The sequence below is a fragment of the Pseudomonas sp. JUb42 genome (genome assembly GCF_024807945.1).
Lineage (GTDB): Bacteria > Pseudomonadota > Gammaproteobacteria > Pseudomonadales > Pseudomonadaceae > Aquipseudomonas.
Window position 1 is genome coordinate 136,336 of the sequence record NZ_JANUFD010000011.1, and the last position, 21,222, is coordinate 157,557.

General features: G+C 58.8%; 24 protein-coding genes and 1 tRNA gene. 17 read left to right on the top strand and 8 right to left on the bottom strand.

Annotated features, from left to right (window positions below):
• Window position 1: 1 nt before the first annotated feature.
• The 4 genes from secD to queA all read right to left on the bottom strand — a co-directional run bounded on the left by secD (window position 2) and on the right by queA (window position 4,506).
• A complete protein-coding gene (gene secD, locus M2401_RS21720) occupies window positions 2-1,870 on the bottom strand; it encodes a protein translocase subunit SecD (protein ID WP_259105897.1) in 1,869 nt (622 codons plus the stop codon).
• 64 nt (window positions 1,871-1,934) lie between these two features.
• Window positions 1,935-2,270: a preprotein translocase subunit YajC gene (yajC, locus tag M2401_RS21725; RefSeq protein ID WP_259105898.1), complete on the bottom strand. Its 336-nt coding sequence runs from the start codon at window positions 2,268-2,270 to the stop codon at window positions 1,935-1,937.
• Window positions 2,271-2,320: 50 nt separating this feature from the next.
• Window positions 2,321-3,436: a tRNA guanosine(34) transglycosylase Tgt gene (tgt, locus tag M2401_RS21730; RefSeq protein ID WP_259106008.1), complete on the bottom strand. Its 1,116-nt coding sequence runs from the start codon at window positions 3,434-3,436 to the stop codon at window positions 2,321-2,323.
• 5 nt (window positions 3,437-3,441) lie between these two features.
• Window positions 3,442-4,506 carry a tRNA preQ1(34) S-adenosylmethionine ribosyltransferase-isomerase QueA gene (gene queA, locus M2401_RS21735; protein ID WP_259105899.1) on the bottom strand — a complete coding sequence of 355 codons (1,065 nt, stop codon included), beginning with the start codon at window positions 4,504-4,506 and terminating at the stop codon, window positions 3,442-3,444.
• Between the two features lie 117 nt (window positions 4,507-4,623).
• On the opposite strand from queA, the gene M2401_RS21740 reads away from it, so the two are divergent.
• The 4 genes from M2401_RS21740 (at window position 4,624) to M2401_RS21755 (ending at window position 6,393) form a co-directional block, all read left to right on the top strand.
• A tRNA-Leu gene (locus M2401_RS21740) sits at window positions 4,624-4,708 on the top strand.
• A 253-nt stretch (window positions 4,709-4,961) separates the two neighbouring features.
• On the top strand, window positions 4,962-5,459 hold the full coding sequence (locus M2401_RS21745) for an SMI1/KNR4 family protein (protein ID WP_259105900.1): 498 nt from the start codon (window positions 4,962-4,964) through the stop codon (window positions 5,457-5,459).
• Window positions 5,460-5,485: 26 nt separating this feature from the next.
• On the top strand, window positions 5,486-5,887 hold the full coding sequence (locus M2401_RS21750) for a hypothetical protein (protein WP_259105901.1): 402 nt from the start codon (window positions 5,486-5,488) through the stop codon (window positions 5,885-5,887).
• Entirely contained in the window at window positions 5,875-6,393 is a 519-nt protein-coding gene (locus M2401_RS21755; RefSeq protein ID WP_259105902.1) for a DUF4303 domain-containing protein, read from the top strand. The genes M2401_RS21750 and M2401_RS21755 overlap by 13 nt, the downstream gene beginning before the upstream one ends.
• A gap of 14 nt (window positions 6,394-6,407) precedes the next feature.
• Here the strand turns inward: M2401_RS21755 and M2401_RS21760 are convergent, their stop codons facing one another.
• The gene (locus M2401_RS21760) at window positions 6,408-7,805 is read right to left on the bottom strand and encodes a methyl-accepting chemotaxis protein (RefSeq protein WP_310504145.1); all 1,398 of its coding nucleotides are present in this window, start codon (window positions 7,803-7,805) and stop codon (window positions 6,408-6,410) included.
• Window positions 7,806-8,050: 245 nt separating this feature from the next.
• Here M2401_RS21760 and M2401_RS21765 point away from each other — a divergent pair, with 245 nt between their 5' ends.
• From M2401_RS21765 to M2401_RS21795, 7 genes are all read left to right on the top strand, one after another.
• Entirely contained in the window at window positions 8,051-8,296 is a 246-nt protein-coding gene (locus M2401_RS21765; protein WP_259105903.1) for a hypothetical protein, read from the top strand.
• Between the two features lie 152 nt (window positions 8,297-8,448).
• Entirely contained in the window at window positions 8,449-8,721 is a 273-nt protein-coding gene (locus tag M2401_RS21770) for a hypothetical protein (protein WP_259105904.1), read from the top strand.
• Entirely contained in the window at window positions 8,714-9,439 is a 726-nt protein-coding gene (locus M2401_RS21775) for a zeta toxin family protein (protein ID WP_259105905.1), read from the top strand. Before M2401_RS21770 ends, M2401_RS21775 begins: the two co-directional genes overlap by 8 nt.
• An 81-nt stretch (window positions 9,440-9,520) precedes the next feature.
• Complete coding sequence (locus M2401_RS21780; RefSeq protein ID WP_259105906.1) at window positions 9,521-10,018, top strand: RNA polymerase sigma factor; 498 nt, start codon at window positions 9,521-9,523, stop codon at window positions 10,016-10,018.
• Between the two features lie 37 nt (window positions 10,019-10,055).
• On the top strand, window positions 10,056-10,997 hold the full coding sequence (locus M2401_RS21785; RefSeq protein ID WP_259105907.1) for a FecR domain-containing protein: 942 nt from the start codon (window positions 10,056-10,058) through the stop codon (window positions 10,995-10,997).
• A 293-nt stretch (window positions 10,998-11,290) separates the two neighbouring features.
• On the top strand, window positions 11,291-13,717 hold the full coding sequence (locus tag M2401_RS21790) for a TonB-dependent receptor (protein ID WP_259105908.1): 2,427 nt from the start codon (window positions 11,291-11,293) through the stop codon (window positions 13,715-13,717).
• A 434-nt stretch (window positions 13,718-14,151) separates the two neighbouring features.
• Entirely contained in the window at window positions 14,152-14,421 is a 270-nt protein-coding gene (locus M2401_RS21795; RefSeq protein ID WP_259105909.1) for a DUF3077 domain-containing protein, read from the top strand.
• Window positions 14,422-14,555: 134 nt separating this feature from the next.
• Here M2401_RS21795 and M2401_RS21800 read toward each other — a convergent pair whose 3' ends face one another.
• The 3 genes from M2401_RS21800 to M2401_RS21810 form a co-directional block, all read right to left on the bottom strand.
• Window positions 14,556-14,858 (bottom strand): helix-turn-helix domain-containing protein, encoded by a 303-nt coding sequence (locus M2401_RS21800; protein ID WP_259105910.1) that lies wholly within the window; start codon window positions 14,856-14,858, stop codon window positions 14,556-14,558.
• Window positions 14,859-14,868: 10 nt separating this feature from the next.
• Entirely contained in the window at window positions 14,869-15,147 is a 279-nt protein-coding gene (locus tag M2401_RS21805; protein WP_259105911.1) for a type II toxin-antitoxin system RelE/ParE family toxin, read from the bottom strand.
• Between the two features lie 103 nt (window positions 15,148-15,250).
• Window positions 15,251-16,129: a LysR family transcriptional regulator gene (locus M2401_RS21810; RefSeq protein WP_259105912.1), complete on the bottom strand. Its 879-nt coding sequence runs from the start codon at window positions 16,127-16,129 to the stop codon at window positions 15,251-15,253.
• Window positions 16,130-16,238: 109 nt separating this feature from the next.
• On the opposite strand from M2401_RS21810, the gene lldD reads away from it, so the two are divergent.
• The 6 genes from lldD (at window position 16,239) to M2401_RS21840 (ending at window position 21,221) form a co-directional block, all read left to right on the top strand.
• On the top strand, window positions 16,239-17,381 hold the full coding sequence (gene lldD / locus M2401_RS21815; RefSeq protein WP_259105913.1) for an FMN-dependent L-lactate dehydrogenase LldD: 1,143 nt from the start codon (window positions 16,239-16,241) through the stop codon (window positions 17,379-17,381).
• Between the two features lie 213 nt (window positions 17,382-17,594).
• Window positions 17,595-17,840, top strand: a complete 246-nt coding sequence (locus tag M2401_RS21820; RefSeq protein ID WP_259105914.1) for a hypothetical protein — start codon at window positions 17,595-17,597, stop codon at window positions 17,838-17,840.
• A gap of 216 nt (window positions 17,841-18,056) precedes the next feature.
• Complete coding sequence (locus M2401_RS21825; RefSeq protein WP_259105915.1) at window positions 18,057-18,905, top strand: 3-keto-5-aminohexanoate cleavage protein; 849 nt, start codon at window positions 18,057-18,059, stop codon at window positions 18,903-18,905.
• A gap of 297 nt (window positions 18,906-19,202) precedes the next feature.
• Window positions 19,203-19,676, top strand: coding sequence for a hemerythrin domain-containing protein (locus M2401_RS21830; RefSeq protein ID WP_259105916.1), 474 nt, complete (start codon window positions 19,203-19,205; stop codon window positions 19,674-19,676).
• A gap of 341 nt (window positions 19,677-20,017) precedes the next feature.
• Window positions 20,018-20,227, top strand: a complete 210-nt coding sequence (locus M2401_RS21835) for a DUF6124 family protein (protein ID WP_259105917.1) — start codon at window positions 20,018-20,020, stop codon at window positions 20,225-20,227.
• A gap of 328 nt (window positions 20,228-20,555) precedes the next feature.
• Window positions 20,556-21,221 carry a GntR family transcriptional regulator gene (locus M2401_RS21840; RefSeq protein WP_259105918.1) on the top strand — a complete coding sequence of 222 codons (666 nt, stop codon included), beginning with the start codon at window positions 20,556-20,558 and terminating at the stop codon, window positions 21,219-21,221.
• Window position 21,222 lies beyond the last annotated feature (1 nt).

Consider the following 21,222-nt stretch of genomic DNA (forward strand, 5'->3'; position numbering starts at 1 on the left):
CTTAAATCCACAACTTCTTGAGGTCACGACCGCCATAAATCAGGTTGACCATTGCGCGGGTCACCATGATGGCTGTGAACATCGAGGTAAAGATCCCGAGCGACATGGTCACGGCAAAACCCTTGACGGGGCCGGTGCCCATCGCAAAGAGAATACCGCCGACCAGCAACGTCGTCAGGTTGGCATCGAGGATCGCCGTAAAGGCACGACCGAAACCTTCGTTAATGGCACGCTGGATGGTCATGCCATTGGCGATCTCTTCACGTATCCGCGAGAAGATCAGCACGTTGGCGTCCACCGCCATACCCATGGTCAGGACGATACCGGCGATACCCGGCAGGGTCAGTGTCGCACCCAGCAGAGACATCAATGCCAGCAGCAGGACCATGTTGATGGCCAGTGCCACCGTCGCGATCACACCGAAGAAGCGGTAGATGGCGATGATGAACAGCGACACGAACAGCATGCCCCACAGAGAAGCGTCGATACCCTTGGTGATGTTGTCGGCACCCAGGCTCGGACCAATGGTGCGCTCTTCAGCGAAGTACATCGGCGCGGCCAGACCACCGGCACGCAGCAACAGTGCCAGTTCCGAAGACTCACCCTGGCCGTTCAGGCCGGTAATCCGGAACTGGCTGCCCAGTGGCGACTGGATGGTCGCCAGGCTGATAATTTTCTTCTCTTCCTTGAAGGTCTGTACCGGTACGTCTTTCTCGACGCCGTCAACCGTCTGTTTGACGTAGGTGGTGACCGGCTTCTGCTCGATGAAGATCACCGCCATGCTGCGCCCGACGTTGCTGCGGGTTGCGCGGCTCATCAGATCGCCACCGTGATTATCAAGCTTGATATTCACCTGTGGGTTGCCGTGCTCGTCGAAACCAGCCTTGGCGTCGGTAACCTGGTCACCCGTGATGATCAGGCCACGCTCGACCGGCGCCGCTGGGCGACCGCCTTCGCGGAACTCGAACATCTCAGTAGTGGCTTTCGAATCATCAGGCGCTGCGCCCAGACGGAACTCGAGGTTGGCCGTCTTGCCGAGAATACGCTTGGCTTCGGCCGTGTCCTGCACGCCCGGCAACTCGACGACGATACGATTGGCGCCCTGACGCTGTACCAGCGGCTCGGCAACACCCAGTTCGTTGACCCGGTTACGTACGGTAGTCAGGTTCTGCTTGATCGAATATTCGCGAATTTCGGCGATCTTGGCCTGGGTCATGGCCAGGCGCAGTACCGGGATACCGTTCAGGTCGGCCGGGACTACATCGAAATCGGTGGAATTCTTACGGATCAGGCCACGGGCCTGTTCACGTTCGGTGTCATCGTTGAAGCCCAGCTGAATGCCGTTGGCAATCGGCGGCAGGCTGCGATAGCGCACTTTTTCCTTGCGCAGCAGGCTTTTGACTTCGCCTTCATAGACTTTCAGGCGGGCGTCGATGGCTTTGTCCATGTCGACTTCCAGCAGGAAGTGCACACCGCCGGACAAGTCCAGACCCAGTTTCATCGGGCTTGCACCCAGGTGACGCAACCAGTTCGGCGTGGTCTGGGCCAGGTTGAGCGCCACGACATAGTCGTCGCCCAGGGCCTTGCGCACGACGTCCTTGGCCGGCAGTTGATCTGCCTGCTTGTTCAGACGCAACAGGCCGCCCTTGCCGGTATCGGCCAGGGTCGCACCCTTGACGGTAATGCCCGCATCGGTCAGCGCCTTGCTGGCACGGTCCACATCAGCCTGAGTGACGTGCAACGCCGTGCTCGCACCGCTGATCTGGATCGCCGGATCATCAGGATAGAGGTTGGGTGCGGAATAAATGAAGCCGACCACCAGCACCGCCAGGATCAGGACGTATTTCCACAGAGGATATTTGTTCAGCATCACGCCGCCCGCTTATAACGCGGGGCGCCTTGCGCGCCCCGTCGATTGGTAAAAAAACTGCAAATCAGATCGCTTTCAGGGTGCCCTTTGGCAGGGTGGCAGCAATGGCGCCCTTCTGGATTTTCAGTTCAACGGTGTCAGACACTTCAATGACCACGAAATCGTCGGTCACTTTGGTGATCTTGCCCGCGATACCGCCGGTGGTGACCACTTCGTCGCCTTTCTGCAGGTTGCCGAGCAGGTTCTTCTGCTCCTTGGCGCGCTTGGCCTGTGGACGCCAGATCATCAGGTAGAAGATAACCAGGAAGCCGACCAGGAAGATCCACTCAAAGCCCGAAGCCGCAGGACCGGCAGCCGGTGCAGCAGCATCCGCAAAAGCGGAAGAGATGAAAAAGCTCATGTAGCACTCCAATTGCACATATTAAATAAGAAGCGAAATACCGTGTTGTATCAAGCCATTGGTGGCACGGGAAGCCCGCGCTTGGCATAGAAGGCATCAACAAAGGCGGCCAATGTACCCTGTTGAATAGCCTCGCGCAAACCAGCCATAAGCACCTGGTAATGCCGCAAATTGTGGATCGTATTGAGCATACTCCCCAGCATTTCGCCGCACTTGTCCAAATGATGCAGATAAGCGCGGGAGAAGTTCTGGCAGGTGTAGCAATCGCAGGTCGGGTCCAGCGGCGAATCATCATGGCGATGGAACGCGTTACGGATTTTCAGCACGCCGGTCTCGATGAACAAGTGACCGTTGCGCGCGTTGCGGGTCGGCATCACGCAGTCGAACATATCGACGCCACGGCGCACACCCTCGACCAGGTCTTCCGGCTTGCCCACGCCCATCAGGTAGCGCGGCTTGTCGGCTGGCATCTGCCCAGGCAGGTAGTCCAGCACCTTGATCATCTCGTGCTTGGGCTCACCCACCGACAGGCCGCCGATGGCCAGGCCGTCGAAGCCGATCTGGTCCAGGCCTTCCAGCGAACGCATGCGCAGACTCTCGTGCATACCGCCCTGAACGATGCCGAACAGCGCCGCGGTATTGTCGCCATGGGCGATCTTCGAGCGCTTGGCCCAACGCAGCGACAGCTCCATGGACACCCGCGCCACGTCTTCATCGGCCGGGTACGGCGTGCATTCGTCGAAGATCATGACGATGTCCGAACCCAGGTCACGCTGCACCTGCATCGACTCTTCCGGGCCCATGAACACCTTGGAGCCGTCCACCGGTGAGGCGAAGGTCACGCCCTCTTCCTTGATCTTGCGCATGGCACCCAGGCTGAACACCTGGAAACCGCCGGAGTCGGTCAGAATCGGCCCCTGCCACTTCATGAAATCGTGCAGGTCGCCGTGGGCCTTGATCACTTCAGTGCCGGGACGCAACCACAGGTGAAAAGTGTTACCAAGTATGATCTGCGCGCCAATGGCCTCGATATCCCGCGGCAGCATGCCCTTGACCGTGCCATAGGTGCCCACCGGCATGAACGCCGGGGTCTCGACCACGCCACGGGGAAAGGTCAGGCGGCCGCGACGGGCCTTGCCGTCAGTGGCCAACAACTCGAAAGACATACGACTCATGCGAGATCCTCTGGGTCCGACGACTTCGGAGCGGTCGGCGCAGGATTGCGGGTGATGAACATCGCATCACCGTAACTGAAGAAGCGGTAACCGTGTTCGACCGCCGCCGCATAGGCAGCCATGGTCTCGGGATAACCGGCGAACGCCGAAACCAGCATCAGCAATGTGGATTCAGGCAGATGGAAATTGGTCACCAGGGCATCGACCACATGGAACGGCCGCCCAGGGAAAATAAAGATATCGGTGTCGCCACTGAACGGCTTCAAGGTGCCATCACGGGCCGCACTCTCCAGGGAACGCACACTGGTGGTGCCCACGGCAATCACTCGCCCACCCCGGGCACGGCACGCGGCCACGGCGTCGACCACGTCCTGGCCGACCTCCAGCCACTCACTGTGCATATGGTGATCTTCCAGACGCTCGACCCGCACCGGCTGGAACGTGCCCGCGCCGACATGCAAGGTGACAAAAGCGCTCTCGACGCCCTTGGCGGCAATCGCATCCAACAGCGCCTGATCGAAATGCAGCCCCGCCGTCGGCGCCGCCACCGCACCGGCACGCTGGGCGTACACGGTCTGATAACGCTCGCGATCGGCGCTCTCGTCGGGCCGGTCTATATAAGGAGGCAACGGCATATGCCCGACCCGTTCAAGCAGCGGCAACACCGGCTCGGCAAAACGCAGCTCGAACAGGGTGTCATGGCGCGCGACCATCTCGGCCTCGCCACCGCCGTCGATCAGAATCGACGAGCCCGGCTTGGGCGACTTGCTCGAGCGCACATGGGCCAGCACGCGATGGGTGTCCAGCACCCGCTCGACAAGGATCTCCAGCTTGCCGCCGGACGCCTTTTGCCCGAACAACCGCGCCGGAATCACCCGGGTATTGTTGAACACCATCAAATCGCCGGGGCGCACATGCTCCAGCAAATCAGTGAATTGACGGTGAGCCAGCGCCCCCGTCGGCCCATCCAGGGTCAACAGGCGGCTGCCACGACGCTCAGCCAGGGGATGGCGGGCGATCAGGGCATCGGGAAGATCGAAGGTAAAGTCAGCAACGCGCATGATGGGGTTCGTCTCGCAGGGCCGGGGAGTTTAGCCGGTTTGACGGAATTAGTAAAAAACCCTCACGAATCAAGGTTGACCGACGGTCGGACCCTCTCTATACTTCGCCGCCATTGAGCCCTGATGGCGGAATTGGTAGACGCGGCGGATTCAAAATCCGTTTTCGAAAGAAGTGGGAGTTCGATTCTCCCTCGGGGCACCACTCAAATGTTTCCACATGCACCAGCATGTACCGGAAACCCAATAAAACCGCCACTTCCGGCGGTTTTTTTGTGCCTGCATGAATCATCTTCAACCGACATGATTCGTGAAGCCATGTATAGCCGTCTCCCCACTGGCGTCCCGATAAATCAACGTCGAAGGCGCACGCCTCATTGGCCGCCGCCCCCTTCGCCAGCAATGAACCATCGTGTTGAAAAGCGCTCTGAAATGCTTCGGCATAAAGGACCTGCGCAATGTTTGAAAACATCACAGTCAAAGGCGGCCCGCTCGTGCTGTCGACAGCGGCAGAGGTCGATCAGGCGCAAGTGGCTTTGGGCACTCGGTTTCCGAGCGGTTACCGCGAATACGTCACCCAGTTTGGCGAGGGGATTCTCGGCGGTGTGTACGTGCGGATCTATCCGCCTCATCAGATCATGCACGGCGAAAACAGTCAGGCTCAGTGGCTGGCTCGTATCAACCAGTACTGGTTCTGGGATGACGACAAGGAACTGATGCCCAAGGAAAAGGCTTTGCAATGCGTCATCATTGGCGACACCTATGATGGCGACGAGCTCATCATCCACCCTGATGACCCGGAGCGAATTTACGTGTTGCCGCGCCACAGTGAGGCGGCGCTCGTGGCTGGAAACGGTTTGGCGCAAGCCATCGAATGGCTGTGCAGCTCCAATATCCTGACCGAAGCGTTTACCGAGCGGGATTTCGAACCTTTTGATAGTCGCGTGCAGGCATAGAGCCTCTGCGATTCACCGGGACGAATATGAACCTGACCGAGAAGAACCCGCCTGCCAGCATTGAGCAGATCAATGCCATTGCCAGGCTGTCGGCTATACATCCAACCTCCTGGCTCGGCAACTTCTGGAAAGTCAGCGACGGCGCAATGATCGAAGATCTGATCAGGATTTATTCGACCGACGAGTTAGTCGAGCGTCAGCAAACTTATGAAATCGCTGATTACTTTCCGGATCACCTGTTAATTGGCGATGACTCCGGAGGACGGCTGATACTGCTTGATCGAGCATCGATGATGCACTTCTACTTGCTGGACGCAGGCTGCCCCAGTATCGATGATGTCGAGGTCTTTGCGTCGCTAGAGGCGCTGGTCGCGGCTGTCGTCAGCGAATTGAATGCCTATTCGGGGGATGCGCCATGTCGCTCCTGATCAGCGAACACGTCCAAAGAGATATTCAAGCAGCCTGCGGCAAAGCCATTGCGCAATTTCGCAACGACTATCCCGATGCCGAGGTCTGTGGCTTTGCCCTTTACTCGGACGGCGATGCACGAACATTGGTACCGGCCTTCAATACCGCAGACCACTTGAAGCGCACGCAAGCGGAAAACCCTGAGGATTGGCAATACTTCAAGTGGTCGCCTGCCGAATGGAGCCACGAAGCTTTCGGTGGCGAGCACTTCAATGACCTGTCGCGCCTGTTGTGGCGCCTGGCCGACTCGGTCGGCGACGAAGACTTCGTCCAGCATCGCAACCAGGTCTTCGAGCAATGTGTCGAGGCCTTGAAGGCCATCGCCTCTTCAGTGTTCGAGGGCGCAATCTTTGTGTTCTCAGTCTCTGACTATCAGAGCCCAGAAGATGAAATAGCCTGGATCACTACCCTGAACACTCCTGGGCAGGCGCATGAGTTCAAGACCTGGACAATGGCCTGGGGTTAGCGCCGATGCAGGCTTTATGAATCCCCCTGAATCAACACCGACAACCGCACATCCGCCGCCAGCACCCGCTGCAACTGCCCGTTGGCGGCAAACACCGGCACCGAAATCGTCAAACAGAAGTGATCCGTCGCCGAAGAGCGATAAACCGGGGTGATGTAGCTGCTCAACTGCTCCGCCACCGTCCTGAACCACGGCCGTTGCGACCAGTTGCGCCCGCGGCAGCTTTCACCGGCGTGGTCGGCTTCAGCGAAGACGTTTTCGCTGATCTGCACGCCATCGCTGCCCACCAGGTACAACAGTTCAAAACGGTTATCCCGTTGTAGAGTTTCGCGCATGAAGCGTTCGGCATTGGCGATGTCGCCATGCAGGGCGGCTTCCATGGCCAGACGTTCGACGCTGGCTTGTACGTCTTTATGGACCTGCAGACGGAACCCGCCAAGACCTGCCAACAGGTGATCGCCACTGGCGCGCACGGCGGCGCTGTGGGTCAGGACTTGTCCGGCCTTGCCCAAGAGATCGGCGGAGACGCTGGCGATATTCTGCACGTCGCGATTGATCGCGTGCACGGCAATGCCGATGTGTTCAGTGCCGGAGGCGATGCCGCCGACGCGCTTGTCCAGTTCTTCCATGGCCACTTGCGTGCTGTTGAGGTCCTGGCCCATTCGGGTCATGCCTTCGCGCCCATCGGCAACGGCCAGGTGCATTTTCTGCCCGGCGGCACCGAGTTGGTCCATGTCGGAGCGGAAGCGCTCGATGATCTGACTGACCCGTGAAGTCGATTCAGTAGTGTGCCCGGCCAAGCGGCGGACTTCGTCGGCGACCACGGCGAAGCCGCGACCATGCTCCCCTGCCCGCGCGGCTTCGATGGCAGCGTTGAGGGCGAGCAAATTGGTCTGTTGAGAAATACTGGCGATCACACCGAGGACCTGGCTGACCTCTTCCAGTTGGCCGAATAACTGGCCGATGACCTCTTCAAGTTTCAGTTCGCTGGCGCCGATGGCCTCTACCTGGCTCAGTACCTCGCTGCCGGTCTGCTGGCATTGCCGTAGCGTGGCGCTGACCTCGGTGGCCAGTTTGGCAACCTGCACGGCACCGGGCACCAGTTCAGAATCCAGAGAAGTGCTGACCTGTTCACTGGCACTGGCGATCAGCTCCGACGCTTGGGCCAGGGTTTGGCCGCTGGCTTCGGTTTCCGTGGCGATGCGCGCCAGTTCCGGCGCGTGAGAGGCAATGGACACGGACGCTGCAAGGCTTTCGGCCAATCGTTCATGCAGAGTCTTGGTAAACCCGTTCAGGCGGTTATTGAACGGCTGTTGCCCGGACAGCTGCACTGTCAGATCAAGGTCGTCACAAAGCAGATTCAGAGCGTCATCGTCTTGAAGCCGGCGTTTCCGTGCGCGCATTAGCAACATTCATGTCTCTCCTGATGGTTGTGAGGAGACTTGCAAGCACAATGCCATCACCTGAAGTGTTACTGAATCGTTCAAGCTTACGAACCTGAAGAAATTAATGCCCCTGTTTGGCGGCGCCTGCGTGAAATACAGCTGTTATTGGTGCACTTGCGGGTCGCCGTTCGTCCGCTGGCTGGCACTCCTCGGTGCCGACTATCTCTCAATGCCATGTGCGGATGTGCCGCGCCAGCAACGGGAGAGCCGTCATGGCCAAGCAAGACAACGAACCGCAAAGCGCTTATCAGGGCCCGGCAGCCAGAACCGGCGACACCGAAGATGGGCTTTACCCCGATGCCCAGGGGGATCTGGGGCATAAGAAAGGCGGAGACACTGAGTCGCTACCGGGGAGTAATGAGCCGCTGGCGTCGGAGTCAGGGTTGGATAAATCTACAACAAAGGGAAATGCAGGCGATCCCGCGTCAACGCTGGACTCAACTGTTGATGAGCAGTAGCGTCCTCGCTCCACTTTCAGCACGCAGGGTGCCAGCATCTGCAGCAAGTCCGGCAACGTGCGTGCGGTAACCATGTAGCTTTTGTAAGCCTCTCATCGGCGTTATTATCTCACCTGCAAGCGCAGCACCGCATCTACGCCCGGAGAGTCTCAATGAATGTACAACCAAACACAGTTTCCGACAGTGAGCTGGACATTCTGGAAAGTCAGGTACCCGGCCTGGCCTCGACAGCAACCCATGTCGCCCACGTCAGGGCGCTGGCAGCAAACCCGCAAGGGGTTCTGTGCATCGACGCTGGCAATCTGGTTCGTATCTCTCAAGACGGCAACAAAACCGTCGTAGCCAAAGCCAAGCCACGTCACAGGGTCAAGGTCGGAGAAGTGATCACCGTCCGTCGAGTCGAGGCGGGACAGGCAGGTGCCTAGACTGCGGGTTTTCGCCGGCCCCAACGGATCAGGCAAGAGCACCATTAAAGAAACCTTGTCACCCGCGCTGATCAAGACTTATGTAAACGCTGACGAACTCGAAAAAGAAGCGAAAATTACCGGGTTCGTCGACTTATCTGCTTTTGGCCTCAATCCCGCATTACCAGAACTCCTGGCTTTTCACGCCGAACACTATCTATTGATCAAAAAAGGCTTGATCGAACAGGTCACACACCTCGACCTGGTCGACGGAAAAGTTGACTATCGGGCAGTCAAAGTAAACTCGTATTTTGCGTCAGTCATCGCCGACTTCATCCGCCAATATCTGCTTAATGGCGGAGCAAGCTTTACCTTTGAAACGGTAATGTCTCACCCAAGCAAAGTCGAATTCATGCGTGACGCACGCGCCGCAGGATACCGTACCTACCTGTACTTTGTTTCAACGGAGGATCCTGACATCAACCTGGACCGTGTGAACATCCGCGTTCAGGGAGGAGGACATCCTGTAGCCCCCCAGAAAGTACGAGAGCGGTACGTAAAATCATTGGGTTTATTGCCTGAGGCGATTGCCGCCAGCGACCGAGCCTATATTTTTGATAACTCGGGTGACAGCTCTGTTCTGCTCGCTGAGATAACAAGCGGCACTCAGCTCGACTATCGGACGGAAGACATTCCGGATTGGTTCTTCGAGGCCTATACGAACAAAGTTGATAGCTGAAAACCGCCCCACCAAAGATACAAACAATTCTCATTTATGCTATTTTGCCGCCCTCGCTCCCAGGCCAGCTAAGGTGGCTGTATGTCCGGTTCAGACCTCAAGGCGCTCTATCTCGCCCATCGCGCGGAAATTCAGGATTACCTGGACCGTCGTTTGCGCTGCAAAGAGACGGCTGCCGACCTGACGCAGGACACCTTCATTCGCCTGTCCGAGCAGATGGGTCGTACGCGCATAGAAAATTTTCGCGCCTATCTGTTCTCCGCCGCGCGCAATCTGTTTATCGATCACACCCGCCGCCAAGGGCATCGCAAAGGCGAGTCCCTGGATCAGGAAGAAGTGAGCAATCTCGAGCAGCAGACCCCCACCCTGGAGCAGGCGGCCATTGCCAATCAGCAGTTGGCGGCGCTGAACGAGGTAATCCAGAACATGCCCGAGAGTTGCCGCGAGGTGTTTCTGCTGGTGCGGGTCGAGGGTCTGACTTACGCGGACATTGGCGAGCGTCTGGGGATTTCGCCGAAGACCGCCTACAGCCGCATGGTCAGGGCGCTGGATTTATTGAAGCAGGGTATGTCCAAATGAACGCCCGCTTCCTGTACGACGTTGAACTGATCAGCCTATGAATCCCTCCTCCTCGCCCGACGATATCAGCCATCAGGCCAGTGCCTGGTTTGCCCTGGTCAATGGCGGCGAGCCAACTCAGGCCGAGCGCGAGCAATTAGCGGCGTGGATCGCTGCCGACCCTCGCCACGCCCAGGCCTATGCCGAGCTGGAAAATCTCTGGTCGGCTTCGGCCACGCTGCTGCGCCCGCGTGCGCCGGTGGTTCGCGTGCAACTGTCGCGCAGACGCTTTGTCGGTCTGGGGATTGCCGCCAGTGCAGCGGCGGTGACGGCAGGGGCGACGACCTTGTGGTTCAAGGGCATCGGCTCACCCTTTGCCGACGTGCGCACCGCCGTGGGCGAGCGGCGTACGGTGCGTCTGCCGGACGGCTCAAGCGTCGAACTGGCGGGCAATACCGCGCTGAATATGGACTTCTCGTCGAACAAGCGCGCCTTGCAACTGCTGCAGGGCGAGGTGTTTTTCAGCGTCGCGCCGGGGGCTGACAATGAACTGACAGTCAGTACCGAAGCGGGCAAGGTGGCGACTCGCGAGGGTGAGTTCTGCCTATCCTGCGAAGGTGCGACGGCGATGCTGGCAGTAAGCCGCAAGACCGTACGAGTGATCACCCCCAATCAGCAGACGGACGTCGAAGAAGGCCTGTCCCTGCGTTTCGGCGCCGCACAGAGCGAAGCCATTCAGCATGCCGATCTGGATCAGGTGCTGGCCTGGCGCAACGGCCGGCTGGTGTTCTTCGACAAACCGCTGCTGACGGTTGTCAATGAACTGCAACGCTGGCGCGAAGGGAAAATATTTATCCCGGACAAGCAACTGGCGGCGCGGCGGGTCAGTTTGATCCTCAACCTGAACCGGCCGGATCAGATGCTCGATGTGCTGGCCAAAGCCTTGTCGGTGCGTACGACGAAGTACACCGAGCTCGTGACCTTGATTTATCCCGCCTGATCTTCAACCAGACGAGGTGTGAGCAAATTCTGTGGGAGCGAATTCATTCGCGAACAGGCCGGTACATCCGACACATTTTTTGGTCTGAAACACTGCTTTCGCGAATGAATTCGCTCCCACACATTGGCGCTCATATACGCACCATTTCAGTCAGCTGTGAGATTTTTCGCTCCAATCAGTCATACGCCCGCCAAATATTTCAAATCGCCATCAGGTATCCCGATCACTCATGCGTCTTAACGTGACTGATATCTATTCGCATGCTTTAAGCAGTCTCATAGGGAACCACCTGAATGGCCAAGCACACCAAACCCGGGCGCACACTCGACACTCAATGGCGGCGCAGCGCCCTTAGCGCAGCCCTCGCCTGCACCTTGCTGACGGGGGCCGTTCAGGCTTATGGCGCGCCGGACCAGGCCAGTGGTGTAGCCGTCGAAAAGCTGTCGCTGAATATTCCGGCGCAGCAGTTGCGTCAGGCCCTGCTGCAATTCAGTCAGCAATCCGGGCAGAACGTGCTGCTCGACGGCAACCTCGATGCGGGTCTGCGCAGCCATGCCGTGGTCGGGCTGTATTCGGCACAGGACGCCCTGGCGATGCTGCTGCAAGGCAGCGGCTACAGCTTCGCCCGCACCGACGCCGTCACCGTCTATCTGGTGCCGTTGAAGACCGCGAACGGTTCCGTGCAGCTTGAAGAAACCCAGGTCACCGCCCGCAACAATGAAGCGGTGTCGGACGACAGCGGCGAGGTGCGTGGCTACAAGGGCAAGCCAGCCTCAAGCACCACGCGCATGGGCCTGAGCAACAAAGACACCCCGCAAGCCATCACCACCATCACCCGCGAGCAGATCGACGACTTCAAGCTCAATAGCGTCAAAGACGCCCTGCGCAACGCGCCATCAGTCACGGTCGAGCAGTTCGAAAGCGACCGCACCGCCTTCACGTCCCGTGGTTTCAAGGTCGAGAACGTCGAGTTCGATGGCATGGGCATGCCCTTTTCCGGCGGCGTGTTGATGGGCGATCAGGACATGACCGAGTTCGAGCAGATCGACGTGCTGCACGGCGCCAACGGTTTGATGAGCGGCGCCGGTGATCCCTCGGCGACGGTCAACCTGGTGCGCAAACGGCCTACCGATACCTTCCAGGCACGGGTCGATAGCAGCATCGGTTCCTGGGATAGCCGCCGTCTGGCACTGGACGTCTCCGGCCCGCTGACCGACAGCGGCAACATACGCGGGCGCTTCATCACCTCCCACGACAAGGGCAATTCCTACCTTGATCAGTACAGCCACGAAGTCAACGTAGTCGCAGGGCTGCTGGCCTTCGACCTGTCCGACGCCGACACTCTGACCGTGGGCTACTCCCAGCAGGACAGCTATTCCAACGGCAGCACCTGGGGTGCCCTGCCCATCGCCGACTACGCGGGCAACCGCATTCACTACAGCAGCCGCAGCTCCAGCGTCGGCCAGCCCTGGACCTATTGGAATATCCATACCCAGCGCGCTTTCGCCGAGCTGACCCACGCCTTCGACAATGGCTGGGCAAGCAAGATCACCCTGACCGGGACCAACCAGCATTCTGATACCAAAATGCTCTACGCCATCCCCGCGACGGCCGACACCGCCTACGCCTATATCAACCGCACCACCAGCACTGAGCATTCATTGACCGGCGAGGCGCAATTGTCCGGGCCCTTCAGCCTGCTCGGTCGCGAACACGAACTGACTGTGGGCGCCAACTACGGCCGCACCCACCACGACGAACGCGGGCATTACAAGGATGCCTCCGGCAACCAGATCGTCAGCCTCGCCGACGTGCTGGCCGGGCGGGTCGTTGAACCGGCGATGAACTACACCGACGAGCTCAACACCCAACTGTTCACCGACCGCCAGAAGAGCCTGTTCGCCGGTGCGCGTTTCAGCCTGCTCGACGACCTGCACTGGATCGCCGGTGCGCGCATGCTCAGCGCCGACGGCGAAGGCGCGGGCTATGGCTCGTCCCACTACACCCGGGTGCATGGCAAGGTCACGCCCTACACAGGCGTGGTCTATGACCTGACACCGGAGTGGAGCCTGTACGCCAGCTGGACCGAAATCTTCAAGCCGCAATACCTGCGCAGCGTCGGCGGCGGCCTGATCCTGCCGCTGGAAGGCACCAGCATGGAAGCCGGGGTAAAAGGCAGCCTGCTCGACAAGCGCCTGAACGTCACCGCCGCAGTGTTCAAGACCAAACAGGAGAACGTCGCCGAACTCACCGGCCAGATCGTCAATGGCCAGTACGTTTATCAGGGCGTGGACTACAAGAGCCAGGGCATCGAACTGGAAGCCTCCGGCGAAGCCTTGCCGGGCCTTGAAGTGGCCGGCGGCTACACCTTTGTCGATATCAACGATAACCACGGCGACAAGGCGCGCCAGTACATCCCCACCCATACCGTACGCGGCAGCCTGACCTACCGCCTGCCCGCCCTGCCCCAGGCCAAGATCGGCACCCGTGTGCAATGGCAAAGCGAGACCGAAGTCGACAGCAACAGCCGTATCCGCCAGGACGCCTATGCCCTGGTCGACCTGATGGCCAGCTACGACTTCGACGAACACTGGAGCACGTCGCTGAACATGAACAACGTCACCGACCAGAAATACCTGCTGTCGCTGTATCAGGCGGCGGGGTCGACCAACTATGGCGCGCCACGCAATGTGATGGCTTCTGTGACGTGGAAGTATTGAGCCTTCGCAAATCTGAAGTGCAATGAGATCTGTGGGACCGGCTTTAGCCGGGAAGAGGCCGGTACATCCGCTACATCTTCTTGATTGAGACACCGCCTTCCCGGCTGAAGCCGGTCCCACATTGCTCCAGTGTTTGCCGGGAGACCGCGTTACATTTGCCTGCCCACCAAAGTCCCGCTACCCTGCCGCCCTATCTGCATTCGTAATGGATGCGGAGACGGGCTTGGCGGCCCGATCAGAACGCGCAATTCGTTGTTTTCCTCATCGCAGGCAGCTTTTTCGTGCCTGAGTTGTCGATTTATGGCGGGTTGCGCAGGGACTTGTTCGCAAGTGCCGGGTTCGTTCTGCCGGTCCGCCAACCTTGTGCAATCCGTCACCCTAACCTGCTTGGCGGCAGGCGGTGATGGTCTATTCCACAGAGCGGACTACTCAAAATGGACAATCCAACAAATCAACATAAAACCCTCGGCATCACCACCTTCGCGCAATGCGGCCCTGACGCCACCCCGCTGCTGCGCGTCAATCCCGGTATCGACGTCAGGCACGCCCTCGAACACAGCGCCAACCTGCAACACATTGCCAGCCAACTGATGGCCGATTCGGCCATGGGCGATGGCGGGCAACATGTGCCTTGGGCGGCGGTTTACCTGAACGAAATGGCCCAGGCGATTGTTGAAGATCTGGCTTTGGTTCGGCAGGAATGAGATAGATCGCTAAAAGCGGTAAAGCCGGGGCTGGGTTGGTAGCTGGTTTCGGCTGATCAGTTTGAACATGTCCAAGGACAGTATCGAGCGCAGTACATTTTTTGCACGCCCTGATTGACGTGCGGCCGCGCTAGTTATGCACTTGCCTTTTCCCCATCGGGTATCAAGCGAACCTCAACCCGCTGACCAAGCGCTTTGGCTGCGCTGGCGAGAGTTGCCAAGGTCATACCTGCATCATTTTGATCGAGGACTCGATCAACTACAGTGCGACTGGTGTGCATCAGCAAAGCCAACGCTGTTTTAGTAATTCCCTGAGCCTTCATGGCTTCGGCAAGCTGCCATGAAATTACGCGTTTGAGCGCGGCAGCAGAGACTTCTTCTGCGAGCCCCTGCTCGATCAGAAAATCGTCAAAATCAGATCCGATATGTTTGCTCACGCGGCGTACCTCATAGTCTTGCTTTGCGTTGTTTGGCGGTAGCCAAGTCGGACATGGGGGTTTTCTGGCTTTTCTTGATGAAGCCATGAAGCAGAATCATATTCGAGCCTACGACCGTAAATAAAACTCTTGCGATGGTGTCACCGAGGTCAACACGGACCTCCCAAAGCCCGATATCAAGCTTTCGTACTACCGGCATGCCGATAGGCCATCCCATTTGTACAGTTTTGATCTCGATGCCAACCAAACGTCGCTGCTCACGAGGCAAATCGGTTAACCATTCACGCACCGGCTCGTTGCCCGCTTCTGTACAGAAAACCTAACGCCGAGAACTGGTAGAAAATTGCTCATTGGAGAAGTGTACCTAAAAAGGTACATATTTCAACCTTCACCTACCTCCCCCGCGCTACTTCCAACCAGGCCCCCGCCGCCGGCGACAAATGCGCGTTCTTGCGCCACGCCAGGGCTATATGCCAGTCCGTATCTACCTCATCCAGCGCCACCAACCGAATCCCGTCATGCTGATGTTTCTGCGCCAGCATCCTCGGCAGAAAGGCCACGCCCAAGCCTGCTGAGACCAGATCAACAATAAAGTCGATCTGGCCGCTACGGGCGGTGACTTTGGGGGTGACGCCCTTTTTATCGCAGGCGGCCTGGATCACGGCGTTCAGGGCAAAGCCGGCCTCGAAGAGGATGAAAGGCGCGTCGGCCAGGTCAGCGAAGTCGACGCTTTTGCGGGCGCTCAATGGATGGTGTTCGGGCATGACCACGACCAGGGGCTCGATGCGCACGTCCTGATAGTCGAAGGCCTCGTTATAGGGCTTCTGCTTCAACAACGCGGCGACGTCCAGTTCGCCGCACTCCAGACATTCGAGAAGTTTCTTGGCGCCGTATTCGATCAGTTCGATTTCGATATCGGGGTAGCGCGCGCGGTACTCGGCGAACATCGCGGCGAACAGTGCGCCGCTGCCCACCGGCGGCAGGCCGATGCGCAGAACGCCGCCCTTGAGGCCGCGCAGGTCGTTGATTTCAGCGATCAGGTCACTACGCTCGGCCAGCAGTACCAGGGCGCGGCGGTAGACAATGGCGCCGGCGGCAGTGAGTTCGCTTTTATGGCCCATGCGGTTGAGCAGCGGCGTGCCCAGTTCGTCTTCCAGGGTCTTGACCGCTTTGCTCACCGTGGATTGGGTCAGAGACACGACCTCGGCGGCTTGAGAGAAGCCGCCCTGGCGCACCACTTCGACGAAGGTGCGTAATGTGCGAAGGTTCATCGCTATTCACTTTCCGACTGGAATCTATTTATAAAAGTTGTTTTTACCATGCGCTATACCTCTTTACTCTGCATGCACATAAAAATCCGTCTACCCAAGGACACCTGCCATGATCATCTCGTCGGCCTCTGACTACCGCGCAGTGGCCAAACGCAAGCTGCCGCGCTTTCTGTTCGACTATATCGATGGCGGCGCCTATGCCGAGCACACCCTGCGGGCCAACGTTTCCGATCTGTCCAGCATCAGCCTGCGCCAGCGCATCCTGAAGAATGTCGACAGCCTCAACCTGAACACCACGCTGTTCGGCGAACAAATGGCCATGCCGATAATCCTCAGCCCCGTGGGTCTGACCGGCATGTATGCGCGGCGCGGAGAAGTGCAGGCGGCCAATGCGGCGGCAAACAAGGGCATTCCGCTGTGCCTGTCGACGGTGTCGGTATGCTCCATCGAGGAAGTGGCGTCGCAATGCTCGCGGGCGATCTGGTTTCAGCTCTATGTGCTCAAGGATCGCGGGTTCATGAAGAACGCCCTGGAGCGTGCCCAGGCGGCCGGGGTCACGACCCTGATGTTCACGGTGGATATGCCGACGCCTGGCGCGCGTTATCGTGATGCTCACTCGGGCATGTCCGGGCCTTACGGGGCGCAGCGGCGCATGCTGCAGGCCATGACCAAGCCGCAATGGGCGCTGGATGTCGGCCTGCTCGGTCGGCCCCATGACCTGGGCAATATTTCCAAATACCTGGGCAAGCCCACCACCCTGGAAGACTACGTGGGCTGGCTGGGCGCCAACTTCGATCCGTCCATCAGCTGGAAGGATCTGGAGTGGATTCGCGAGTTCTGGAAAGGCCCGATGATCATCAAAGGCATTCTCGACCCCGAGGACGCCAAGGACGCGGTGAGCTTCGGCGCCGATGGCATCGTGGTCTCCAACCATGGCGGCCGTCAGCTCGACGGCGTGCTGTCCACGGCCAAGGCGCTGCCACCGATTGCTCAGGCGGTGGGCAGTGATCTGACTGTACTGGTGGACTCCGGCATTCGCTCAGGCCTCGACGTCGTGCGCATGCTCGCCCTCGGCGCCAAAGGCGTGCTGCTCGGCCGCTCGATGGCCTATGCCCTGGCGGCGGACGGGCAACGCGGAGTTGAGAACCTGCTGGATATTTTCGCCAAGGAAATGCGTGTGGCGATGACGCTGACCGGCGTGACGTCCATCGAGCAGATTGATGGCAGCACGCTGGTTCAGGCCGGGCTCTGACACCTGCGGCGACAGGCAAGAGCCAGCTTAGTGGCGAGGTGCTGCGTCAGGCGCCACGCCTCGTCAACACGTTCGCTCCTGCCGGAGTTCTCGCAGAGAAAGCGCCTACAAAAAAGAGAATCGTCTGACATCAATCTCTGCGAACGCCCTTTAACATCTATGGCCACACTTGACTCACAACGATGGCATAGAGGTTCAGAAATGGAAACACGAGTGGCGAAGCTGGAGAGTCACTTTGAATATATGCGCCGTGACATCTCGGAGCTGAAATCGGATGTGAAAGCGATTTCGTCTGATCTTGTGACCTTGAAAATCCAGATGACTCACGTCGACAAGCATATGGTGACCAAAGCGCAGCTCGCCTCCTACGCCCTGCTCAGTCTTATACCCATCCTGGGCGGCGGTTGGTGGATCGTGCAACAGTACCTGGCGCCTATCCTCAAAGCGCTGCCGCAGTAACGAAAACGCCAGGAGCGATCAGGCCTCTTGAGGTAAAGTGCGGACAGACTTGTACACTGCGTGATAAATACCCTCGACCCGCGATGAGCCGGGTGTTGGCACTGGACTCGCTGAAATCGGCTGAGGCCCAATGGCTGCGCTGCTCCGCCATGGCCGAACGGCCCCATAACAACGAAGCCATACAGCCCGGTACGCGAGGCCAACAAGGGACACCAGATGCAAATCGGTAAACCTTTCTTCATCAATCTGGCCTGCACCGGCGTAATCCCGACCAAGGCGATGAACGCCCATGTACCGCTGAGCCACGATGAGATCGTCGCCGACGTCGCCCAGGCCCTCGCCCTTGGCGTGCAGATGGTGCATCTGCATGCCCGTGACGGCGATGGCATCCAGACCGCCGACCCACAACCCTATGGCCGACTGATCGAGGCGATACGCGCCTTGCCGGGCGGACGCGAGCTGATCGTCTGCGTCACCACCAGCGGCCGCCAGGATGCCAGCTTCGCGGCCCGCTCAAGGGTATTGGACCTGGACGGCGACGCCCGTCCGGACATGGCCAGCCTCACCCTCAGCTCCATGAATTTCGCCCAGTCAGCCAGTATCAATTCGCCGGATACCATCCGCCGCCTGGCAGAGCGTATGCGCGCCCGACGCATCAAGCCGGAGCTGGAAGTGTTCGATACGGGCATGGCCAATTTCGCCAGGGTGCTGCTCAAGGAGGGGCTGCTCGAAGCGCCGTTGTACGTCAACGTGCTGCTGGGCAATATGGCCGGGGCCCAGGCTGATCTGCTGCAACTGGCGGCGATCCTCGCGGCGTTGCCTGACGACTGCATCGTCGGCGTGGCCGGGCTCGGGCGCTTTCAACTGGCCGCCAACGGCCTCGGCCTGCTGGCGGCTGATGGGGTCCGCGTGGGTCTGGAAGACAATCTGTGGTTCGATCAGCAACGCACCCGCCCTGCTGACAATACAGCGCTGATCAAACGCGTGGTTGCTCAGGCTGCTTTGCTGGAACGTCCGCTGATATCAGCGCGTGCACTGCGCCAGACAATGGGAATTGCATGTTGAGCGAGTAATGTATTGTCTTCGGCTGGTTTCGGCCAATTGCAGGACCGGCTTTAGCCGTGAGGAAGTCTTCGCTTGCTGCCTGATTGGCATGTTGCGTCTCGCGCTTCCTGCAACCCTCATTCGACAACATTCATGCAAGCTGCACGAATAAAATCCCCTACCGTTCATCCAACCCAATGATTTTATTCAGATAAATTCACGACCAGAAACTGGCACAGCCTCTGCAACTTCCTCTACACACCAGCCGGATCAGCCTGAGGTCTGGCTCGAAAACCGTGAAACCAGAGGAACTATAAAATGAACGCCATCGACCTTTTGGAAGCCGACCACGAACGCGTTAAAGCCATCCTGACGCAGCTGAGCGAGTCTACAGAGCGTGGGATCAAGAAGCGCACTGAGCTGCTGGCCAAGCTGGAAATGGAAATCACCATTCACACCCAGATCGAGGAAGAGATCCTCTATCCGGCCTTCAAGGCGGCCGGGGCCAAGGAGCAGGATGTGATGTATTACGAAGCCAAGGAAGAGCACCGCACTGTCGACTCCCTGGTGCTCCCCGACCTCAAGCAAACCGACCCATCGACGCCCGAGTTTTCCGGCCGCGTGAAGGTCGTCAAAGAGCTGCTGGAACACCATATCGAAGAAGAAGAAACCGAGATGTTTCCCCAGGCTCGCAAACTGCTGGGCAAGGCCAAGCTCGAGGAACTGGGCCTGCAAATGGAAGCGATGAAGGCTGAGTATAAAAAGACCATGAATCATGGCATGGCCGCCTGATTTCATAGGCTGTTACAAGAGCCCGGCGAAATGCCGGGCTTTTTCATACGCATGCAAAAGCGCCAACCGAGACACCTGACTGCTACCCCTTGCGACCCCACCCTTACCTCGCTACCCTTGCGCCCGTCGCTGCCAAATCAGCGGCCTGGGTGTAGGAACCCAGATTCTAGGACGTACGCTTCAACCAATTCGACTGTATATACAGATCGTTATGGCGGCTGTGTGCGGGCACGCTTCGGCGTGGCCGGTTTCCTAGATCCGGTATTCCTACCCCGTGCACAGCTGCCACCCAAAGCCCGTAGGAAGGCCTGAGGCAGCTCCATCAATCTAGGAGCAAGACCATGAGCAACAACAGCCAAACCCCCACCCTCGCCCAACTGATCGATGAAACCGATGAGCTGCTGCGCTGTGTCAAAGCCACCGCCTATGAAAGCGCCGACAACCTCAAGGGCAGCCAGCGGGATCATTCGCTATCGGTGGTACACCTGCTTGAAGTGATTCAGGTCAAGGTGACGCAGATGGCGCGGATTCAGGCAGCGAGCCAGCTATAAGCCGGCTCATCAGGCCCGGTCCATGACTGGGTCTGCCAATTCTTTATTCCTGTGAACCAGCCGCAGATTTTCTTAACTCGCTCACCCAACCCTGGCACGTGTAGACGCACCACTGTGGGAGCGAATTCATTCGCGAAAGCGATATTCCAAGCGATGAAGCGTTATCGACTGTACCGCCCTCTTCGCGAATAAATTCGCTCCCACATCCCCCCTGTGATTCAGCAGTTTTGCGTGACTGAAGCCTGTATCTGCTGCCCGACTAAAACTGGCACGCTTCCCGCTATTGTTTACCCACTGAGTTGTTGAACAATCTGTGGGAACCCCCGTTATGACCCCTGCCCCGGAAAATGATCTGTCCCTGGCCGACCACGTGGCCATGGAGTTGCGCGCCGACATTATCGGTGGGCGGCTATTGCCTGGCATGGCGTTGGTCGAGAGCGAGCTGGTCAAGTCCTACAGCGCGTCGCGCAATACCGTACGTGAGGCGCTGCATCATCTTGGCCGCGAAGGGTTGGCGCGCTATGTGCGCAACAAGGGCGTGATGGTACGGCGCATGGGTGTTGCGGATGTGCGGGATATTTTTCAGGTGCGGCGCACCCTGGAACTGCCTGCACTGGCCGGCAGTCAGGCGCTGCACGAATCCCGCCTGGCGCTGATGGGCGATGCGATTGAAGCCGCCGAATTGGCTCAGGAGCGCGAGGACTGGCAGGCCTTCGGCACTCATAGTCTGCGCTTTCACCAACATATCGTCGGGCTGTTGTGCAGCCCGTTGTTCGACGAGTTTTTCACCCAAGTCGCCGCCCAGTTGCGCTTGGTATTTTCCAGTGCCGGCAGCGAAGAGCACTTCCAGAAACCTTGGCTGGAACGCGACCGGCAAATCCATGAACTGCTCGGCGAAGGCCGTCGCCAGGACGCCCACGAGGCCCTGCGCCTCTACCTCAAAGATTCCGAACGCGAGCTGTTGGACGTGTTCAGCCGCGCCGCCAAACCCTGAA

Bases quoted from the DNA above. Each gene is read 5' to 3' on its own strand.
- lldD (WP_259105913.1), top strand. From the start codon at position 16,239: ATGATCATCTCGTCGGCCTCTGACTACCGCGCAGTGGCCAAACGCAAG.
- M2401_RS21760 (WP_310504145.1), bottom strand. From the start codon at position 7,805: ATGTTGCTAATGCGCGCACGGAAACGCCGGCTTCAAGACGATGACGCT.
- M2401_RS21840 (WP_259105918.1), top strand. From the start codon at position 20,556: ATGACCCCTGCCCCGGAAAATGATCTGTCCCTGGCCGACCACGTGGCC.
- M2401_RS21770 (WP_259105904.1), top strand. From the start codon at position 8,449: ATGAATGTACAACCAAACACAGTTTCCGACAGTGAGCTGGACATTCTG.
- M2401_RS21755 (WP_259105902.1), top strand. From the start codon at position 5,875: ATGTCGCTCCTGATCAGCGAACACGTCCAAAGAGATATTCAAGCAGCC.
- M2401_RS21745 (WP_259105900.1), top strand. From the start codon at position 4,962: ATGTTTGAAAACATCACAGTCAAAGGCGGCCCGCTCGTGCTGTCGACA.
- M2401_RS21810 (WP_259105912.1), bottom strand. From the start codon at position 16,129: ATGAACCTTCGCACATTACGCACCTTCGTCGAAGTGGTGCGCCAGGGC.
- queA (WP_259105899.1), bottom strand. From the start codon at position 4,506: ATGCGCGTTGCTGACTTTACCTTCGATCTTCCCGATGCCCTGATCGCC.
- M2401_RS21830 (WP_259105916.1), top strand. From the start codon at position 19,203: ATGAACGCCATCGACCTTTTGGAAGCCGACCACGAACGCGTTAAAGCC.
- M2401_RS21795 (WP_259105909.1), top strand. From the start codon at position 14,152: ATGGACAATCCAACAAATCAACATAAAACCCTCGGCATCACCACCTTC.
- tgt (WP_259106008.1), bottom strand. From the start codon at position 3,436: ATGTCTTTCGAGTTGTTGGCCACTGACGGCAAGGCCCGTCGCGGCCGC.
- M2401_RS21790 (WP_259105908.1), top strand. From the start codon at position 11,291: ATGGCCAAGCACACCAAACCCGGGCGCACACTCGACACTCAATGGCGG.
- yajC (WP_259105898.1), bottom strand. From the start codon at position 2,270: ATGAGCTTTTTCATCTCTTCCGCTTTTGCGGATGCTGCTGCACCGGCT.
- M2401_RS21750 (WP_259105901.1), top strand. From the start codon at position 5,486: ATGAACCTGACCGAGAAGAACCCGCCTGCCAGCATTGAGCAGATCAAT.
- M2401_RS21835 (WP_259105917.1), top strand. From the start codon at position 20,018: ATGAGCAACAACAGCCAAACCCCCACCCTCGCCCAACTGATCGATGAA.
- M2401_RS21785 (WP_259105907.1), top strand. From the start codon at position 10,056: ATGAATCCCTCCTCCTCGCCCGACGATATCAGCCATCAGGCCAGTGCC.
- M2401_RS21765 (WP_259105903.1), top strand. From the start codon at position 8,051: ATGGCCAAGCAAGACAACGAACCGCAAAGCGCTTATCAGGGCCCGGCA.
- M2401_RS21825 (WP_259105915.1), top strand. From the start codon at position 18,057: ATGCAAATCGGTAAACCTTTCTTCATCAATCTGGCCTGCACCGGCGTA.
- secD (WP_259105897.1), bottom strand. From the start codon at position 1,870: ATGCTGAACAAATATCCTCTGTGGAAATACGTCCTGATCCTGGCGGTG.
- M2401_RS21780 (WP_259105906.1), top strand. From the start codon at position 9,521: ATGTCCGGTTCAGACCTCAAGGCGCTCTATCTCGCCCATCGCGCGGAA.